This is a genomic window from Agromyces sp. P1_H4 (genome assembly GCF_056405255.1).
The window spans coordinates 1-7,115 of sequence record NZ_JBFUCL010000350.1; the positions used below are offsets into that span (position 1 = coordinate 1).

General features: G+C 69.5%; 5 protein-coding genes. All 5 read right to left on the minus strand.

Annotated elements, in window-relative coordinates; translation table 11 throughout:
* Positions 1-20: 20 nt before the first annotated feature.
* Entirely contained in the window at positions 21-1,535 is a 1,515-nt protein-coding gene (gene arfA, locus AC1DY2_RS16810; RefSeq protein ID WP_476763452.1) for an arabinosylfuranosidase ArfA, read from the minus strand.
* Positions 1,536-1,574: 39 nt separating this feature from the next.
* Positions 1,575-2,522, minus strand: coding sequence for a carbohydrate ABC transporter permease (locus tag AC1DY2_RS16815; protein WP_476763453.1), 948 nt, complete (start codon positions 2,520-2,522; stop codon positions 1,575-1,577).
* Positions 2,522-4,675: an extracellular solute-binding protein gene (locus tag AC1DY2_RS16820; protein WP_476763454.1), complete on the minus strand. Its 2,154-nt coding sequence runs from the start codon at positions 4,673-4,675 to the stop codon at positions 2,522-2,524. Before AC1DY2_RS16820 ends, AC1DY2_RS16815 begins: the two co-directional genes overlap by 1 nt.
* Before the next feature lie 192 nt (positions 4,676-4,867).
* On the minus strand, positions 4,868-5,887 hold the full coding sequence (locus tag AC1DY2_RS16825; protein WP_476763455.1) for a LacI family DNA-binding transcriptional regulator: 1,020 nt from the start codon (positions 5,885-5,887) through the stop codon (positions 4,868-4,870).
* Between the two features lie 109 nt (positions 5,888-5,996).
* Positions 5,997-6,893 (minus strand): phosphatase PAP2 family protein, encoded by an 897-nt coding sequence (locus tag AC1DY2_RS16830; protein ID WP_476763456.1) that lies wholly within the window; start codon positions 6,891-6,893, stop codon positions 5,997-5,999.
* Positions 6,894-7,115: the final 222 nt, after the last annotated feature.

Genomic DNA, 7,115 nt, shown 5'->3' on the forward strand with positions numbered 1-7,115 from the left:
CCGCCGCGCCGCGCCGGGCCTCAGCCGAGCGAGATCGCGGTCCACGACACCGGCGGCAGGGTCACGGTGAGCTCGCCGCCGTCGATGCGCACGGAGTCGTTCGCCCGCGGGGCCACGCGCTCGGGGTCTTCGAGGGTGTTCTTCGCGTACACGTCGTCGTCGGACAGGGTGTGGGCCTCGAGCACCGAGAGGTCACCGCCGAGCGTGGCGATGTCGATCGTGAGGGTCAGCGCCTCGTCCTGGCTGCGGTTCACGAGGAACACCGCCGTGCGGCCGGTCTCGCGTTCGTGGGTGGCCACGGCGTCGACGAGCGCGACCTCGCCGTACTCCTTCGTCTCGTACGTCGGCGCATCGAGCTTCAGCTCGAGCGCCTCGCCCTGCGCGAGCCGCGAGGTGATCGAGAAGGGGAAGAACGTCGTCTGCCGCCACGCCGGGCCGCCGGGCTCGGTCATGATCGGCGCGATCACGTTCACGAGCTGTGCGAGGGAGGCGCTCGTGACCCGGTCGGCGTGCTTGATGAGCGAGATCATGAGGTTGCCGAAGACCACGGCGTCGGCCACGGAGTACACGTCTTCGAGGAGGCGCGGCGCGACCGGCCAGTTGTCGAGCCCCTCGATCTTGTCGACGTTCTGGAACCGGGAGAGGTACCAGACGTTCCACTCGTCGAACGAGATGTTCACGGTCTTGTCGCTTCCACGCACGGCCTTCACGTGATCGGCGGTCGCGACGACCGTCTCGATGAAGCCGTCCATGTCGACCGCCGAGGCGAGGAAGCTGCCGAGGTCGCCGTCCTTCTCCTCGTAGTACGCGTGGCACGAGATGTAGTCGACGTCGTCGTAGGTGTGCGAGAGCACGACGCGCTCCCACTCGCCGAACGTCGGCATGTGCGCGCTCGACGAGCCGCAGACCACGAGCTCGACCGACGGGTCGAGCTGGCGCATGGCCTTCGCGGTGCGCGACGCGAGCTTGCCGTAGTCCTCCGCCGAGCGGTGGCCGAGCTGCCACGGGCCGTCCATCTCGTTGCCGAGGCACCACATATTCACGCCGAACGCGTCGGTGCGACCGTTGTCGATGCGGCGCTGCGAGAGGGCCGTGCCGCCCGCGATGTTCGAGTACTCGAGCAGGTCGAGCGCCTCCAGCGTGCCCCGGGTGCCGAGGTTCACGGCGAGCATCAGCTCGCTGCCCACCTGGTCGAGCCAGCCGGCGAACTCGTGCAGGCCCACCTCGTTCGTCTCAGTGGAGTGCCAGGCGAGGTCGAGGCGGCGCGGCCGTTCCTCGCGGGGCCCGACGCTGTCCTCCCAGCGGAAGCCCGAGACGAAGTTCCCGCCCGGGTAGCGGATCGTCGAGACGCCGAGCTCCTTCACGAGCTCGACGACGTCGGCGCGGAAGCCGTCGGCATCGGCGGTGGGGTGGCTGGGCTCGTGGATGCCGTCGTAGACGTGCCGGCCGAGGTGTTCGACGAAGCCGCCGAAGACGCGCCGGTTGACGGGCCCGATGGTGAAGTGCGGGTCGATGGTCAGGCGTGCGGTGGGCATGGACTGCTTTCTGTCTGAGGTGCGGTGGATCTGTCGGGACTACTTGATGCTGCCGATGGCGAGGCCGCCCTGCCAGTAGCGCTGGAGGAACAGGAACGAGAGGATCAGCGGCAGGATCGACACGAACGAGCCCGTCGTGATGAGGTTCCAGACCTGCTCGCCGCCGGCGCCCGCGTTCGAGAGCGCCGTCCAGCGGTTCAAGCCGACGGTGACGGGGAGCAGGTCGGGATCGGTGAGCACGGCGAGGGGAAGGARGAAGTTGTTCCAGGTGCCGACCACCGAGAGCAGCAGCACCGTGACGATCGCGGGCCGCAGCAGCGGCAGCGCCACCTGGAAGAACGTGCGCAGCTCGCCCGCGCCGTCGATGCGGGCGGCCTCGAGCATCTCGTCGGGCACGGCGTCCTGCGTGTAGACGCGCATCAGGTACACACCGAAGGGGCTCAGCAGGCTCGGCAGGATGACCGCCCACGGCGTGTTGATGATGCCGTACTGGCTCAGCAGCATGAACGTCGGGATCACGAGCGCCGTCAGCGGCACCATGACGGAGCCGAGGATGATCGTGAACACGGCGCCACGACCTCGGAACCGGTACTTCGCGAAGCCGTATCCCGCGAGGATCGCCAGCACGGTCGCACCGATGCCGCCGGCGAACGCGTAGACGAACGAGTTCGCGAGCCATCGCCAGTAGATGCCGCCCTGGTGGGTGAACAGCCCCGCGATGTTCTCGAAGAGGGCGAAGTGGTCGTCGAACCAGAACGGGCTGGAGCCGAACAGGCCCGACGTGTTCTTCGTCGCGGCCACCACGAGCCACCAGATCGGGAAGACGAAGTAGATCGCGAGGATGATCAGGAACGCCTGCGAGCCGATGCGGCGCCCGCCGTTGCGGCGGCGTCGATCGGATGCGCCGCGGTCGGTCCGCGAGGGCACGCCGGTGACGGTGGTCAGGGGTTCGTCGCGCACGTCGGCGCGGGGGGCGAAGACGCTCATCACTTGAGTCCGCTCTGCTTGCGCGTGAGGAAGAGGAAGACGAAGGACCCCGCGAACACGAGCATGCCGAGCGAGAACGCGATGGCCGACGCGTAGTTGAACTGGCTGTAGGAGAACGCCAGCGAGTACGCGTACATGTTCGGGGTGTACGCCGCGTCGATGGCGCCCTGCGCGATGTTGCGGAGCACCACCGGCTCGGTGAAGAACTGCAGCGTGCCGATGAGGGCGAACGTGATGACCATCACGACGGAGGACGAGATCATCGGCACCTTGATGCGGGTCGCCGTCTGCCAGCCGTTGGCGCCGTCGATGCGAGCGGCCTCGTAGATCGCCGGGTCGATCGATCGCAGGGCCGCGTAGATGACGACCATGTAGTAGCCCGACCACTGCCACGTGACGATGTTGACGAGGCTCGCGAAGACGGTGTCGGAGGCGAGGAAGTCGGGTGTCGGCTGACCGATGAGGTCGAACAGCGTCGCACCCGGGCCGAACCGGGGGCTGTAGAGGAAGCTCCACATGAGCGCGCCGATGACGACCGGGATCGCGTACGGCGCGAAGATCAGGAGCCGCGAGAGGCTCGCGAGGCGGGTGACGAGCGTATCGAGCACGAGCGCCGCGGCCATCGCCACGATGAGCTGCGCCGGGATCATCACGACCGCGAAGGCCGCCACGCGCAGGAGGCCCTCGAGGAAGAGCGGGTCGCTGAACGCCTTGAGGTAGTTGTCGATGCCGGTGAACTTCGTGCCCGTGGCGAGCGTCGAGGTGAACAGGCTCATGCCGAAGGCGTAGAACAGCGGGAAGATCAGGAAGAGCGCGAACACCAGGAGGAACGGGGAGACGAACAGCCACCCCCAGCGCTGGCGACGCTGCTCGAGCTTCGATCCCCCTCTGGGCGCGCGCCGCCTCGCGGGCCTCGCGGGTGCCACGGCCGCGGCGGGTGCGGCCAGGGTCGAGTGCGTGGTCATGGTCTCGCTTCCTTCATCGGTGCGTGCGAGGGGTGCCGCGTCCCGGCGGGCGCCGGGACGCGGCAACCGGTCACAGGAGGGTGAAGCCCTGCTCGGTGGCGTACTGCTCGAGCGAGGCCTGCAGGTCGTCGAGCGCCTGGCGGCCTTCTCGATGCCGATCTTCCATGCCTCCTCGGTGCCCAAGACCTCCTTGGCGACCACCGCGGCCGCCTCCTTGTCCTTGGCCTGGCTCGTCACCGCGAACGTCGAGCCGCCCCAGTTGATCTGCACGGGGTTGGCCGGATCCCACTGGGGAACCGGTGCGGCCTTCCACTCGGCGTCGGCGTCGGCGTCGGAGAGGCCCCCGAGGTAGCCGGGGCCCCATGCCGCGGCGACGTAGATCGCGTAGCTGCCGTCGACGAGCTTCGTGTTGTAGTCGGCGGTGAAGGCGTCGTCGGTCGCGACGAGGCCGTCCTTGACGAGCTGGTCCCAGTAGGCGAGCACGCTCTTCGAGCCCTCGTCGTTCACGTCGATGCCGATCGAGGTCGGCTCAGCGTTGTCGTAGGCGAACGGCACGGAGCCGGCCTGCGCGAACAGGGCCTGGTTGTAGGCACGGCCGTTGGTCGGGAAGTCGGCGAGCACGCCGGGCGCGCCCGCGTCCTTCAGGGCCTGCGCGGCGGCGGCGAACTCGTCCCACGTCGTGGGCACGGCGATGCCGTACTGGTCGAGGATGTCCTTGCGGTAGAGCATGCCCATGGGGCCRCCGTCGACCGGGATCGCATAGACGGCGTCGCCGCTGGACACGTCCTTCCATGCACCTTCGGTGTAGTCGCCCTTCACGTCGTCGGCGCCGAACTCGGTGAGGTCGACGAGCGCGTCGCGGATCGAGAAGCTCGAGAGCACCTCGGACTCGAGCATGATGACGTCGGGGGCGCCCGAGCCCGACTCGACGGCCGTCGAGAACTTCGTGTACTCGTCGTTGCCCTGGCCGGCGTTCGTCCAGCAGATCTGCACGTCATCGTGGTTCTCGTTGAAGAGGTCGACGACGTCTTCGAAGGCGGGGTACCAGGCCCAGACGCTGACCTGCGTCGCGTCGGGCTTGGTGATCTCGTTGGTGCAGGATGCTTCGGCCTCGCCGGCCGAGCAGCCCGTGAGCGCGGCGGCGGCCACGGCGATGACGCCGCTCGCGGCCAGGATCTTCGACTTCATGGCTGTGTTCGTTCCTCTCGCGGTGCTGACACCGTTGTCTCTGGCGATGTGCTCGAACTCGCCGCGAGAGGGGGCTCCACGGCGAGTTCCGAGTCTTCTACAACGTTGTAAAGTAAACGTTGTAGAGACATGGTGCCGTGCGATCCGTTCGATGTCAAGCCGCATGACGAGACCGTGACGGATGGCCCCCGATCACGCCGGACGCGGTCGCGCGGACTCGCGCTCGGCGATCGTGAAGTCCGCCAGGAGCAGTCGCGGAGGCCCAGCCGCGTCGGCCGTCTCGATGCGCTGCAGGAGCGTGCGGACGGCCGTCCTGGCGATCCACTCCCGCCCCGGATCGACCGTCGTGAGCGACGGGATCGTATAGCGCGCCTCGTCGAGGTCGTCGAACCCGATGACCGCGACGTCTTCGGGCACGCGGCGCCCCGACTCCTGGAGGGCGCGCATCGCACCCAGCGCGAGCGTGTCGTTGAGCCCGAAGACGGCGTCGAACTCCACGCCGCGGTCGAGCAGCTCGTGCAGGCACCTGGCGCCGTTCGACCGATGCCAGAGCGTGGTGTAGCCGATGATCGACTCGTCGAACGGCACGCCCGCGGCATCCAGCGCCTCGCGATAGCCGCGCAGGCGCAGGCCGGCGGAGCCGATCACCTCGCCCTCGTGCGCGCCGATGACGGCGATGCGGCGCCGGTCCGACTCGAGCAGCAGCTGCGTGGCTGCGCGGGCCGCCTCCACGTTCTGCATCGTCACGTGGTCGGCCGGGCCGTCGAAGATGCGCTCGCCGAGCACGACGAGCGGGTACGGCACCTCGAGCCGCTCGACGTCCTCCTGCCCCATGCCGAGCGGGCTGAAGATCAGCCCGTCGGTCATCTTCAGGCGCGGGCTGCGCAGGAGCTCGATCTCGCGGTCGCGGTCTCCGCCGGTCTGCTCGACGAGCACCACGACCCCGGCCTCCTCGGCCGCCTCGATGACGGATGCCGCGAGCTCGGCGAAGTAGCTGAGCCCCAGGTCGGGCACCGCGAGGGCGATCGCGCCGGTGCGGCCCGATCGCAGGCTGCGAGCGGTGAGGTTCGGCGTGTAGCCGAGCTCTGCGACGGCGGCCTCCACGCGCGCCCGGGTCGCCGGGCGGATGTGCGGATAGTCGTTGATGACGTTCGACACCGTCTTGATGGAGACGCCGGCGAGCTTCGCGACATCGTGCAGCGTCGACGCCATGGACGGCCTCCTCGATTCCTGAGCGCCCACTCTACAACGTTGTAGGCGCCCGCCGGAGTCGTGGTCGGGCGACGGCGTGGCGACGCCTCGGGCGTCGGTGGGGCGACGGTCAGGCCGCGGTGCCGCGGGGCCGCGCGGGCGGCGTGACGTGCGCCTGCGCCCGTTCGGCATTGCGCTTCGAGACCCGGGCGATCCACGCGAGGCGTTCGCGCTCGAGCGGCGTCGCGAAGACCGCCCAGAGCACGAGGGCGGCGCCCGCACCCACGAGGAGTCCGCCCAGCGTGTCCGAGAGCCAGTGCGCGCCCAGGTACGTGCGGCTCACGGCCATCAGCACGGTGTACGCCGCCCCGGTGATCCACACCCAGACGATCGGCACGATCACCCCGATCGCCACAGCGATCGTGGCCGCATTCGCCACATGCCCCGACGGGAATGAGCCGAAGTCCGAGTGCACGAGGATGTCCTCGGGCCGCGCCCGGCCGAAGAGGTTCTTCAGCAGCTGCACGACCCCCGCGCTCACGATCGACGCGACGATGAAGTACAGCGCCCCCCACGGCCTGCGACAGACGAGCAGCACCACCGCGATGACGACGGGCACGACGAACACGCCGAAGACCCCGCCGCCCAGGTCGTTCATGAAGAACGCGAAGATGTCGCCGACCGGTCCGCGCGCCTCGAACAGCTCCTCGGCCCACTCCTCGTCGAACTCGAAGGGCAGCCCGTCGAGTCGCGCCATGATCACGAGGCCCAGGAGTGCGGCCATGACGACCGCGACGATCCCGGCCACGAGCGGTACGCGTCGCCCGAGCCGGCGGGCCCGCGCCTCCCGCTGCACGGGATGCAGGTCGTCGACGGCGGCCGGCGTCTCGTCGTGGCCGGCGGCCTCGGCCTCGGTGTCGGGCGCCTCCGCGTCGGGCGTCTCCACTTCAGCAGCGTCGACGTCGGGCGCTGACGTGTCGAGTGCGTCGCTCGGTCGGCGGGTCGGCTCCTCGTCGCGGTCCGTCATCCGTCCACGCTAGCCAAGGTCGGCGCGATCGGATGCCGCGGCGCGCGCCCCTTGACATCGGCGGGCGTGGTCGGGTGCGACGCCGGCGCGAGCGACGAGCGGATGCCGCCACGAGCCGCCGCGGCATCCGACGCCCGTCAGTCGCTGAGCGGCGGCACCGTCTTGGGCCGCACGAGTCCCCAGAGCGCGGCGACCGCGACGATCGCCGCCAGCGCCATGACG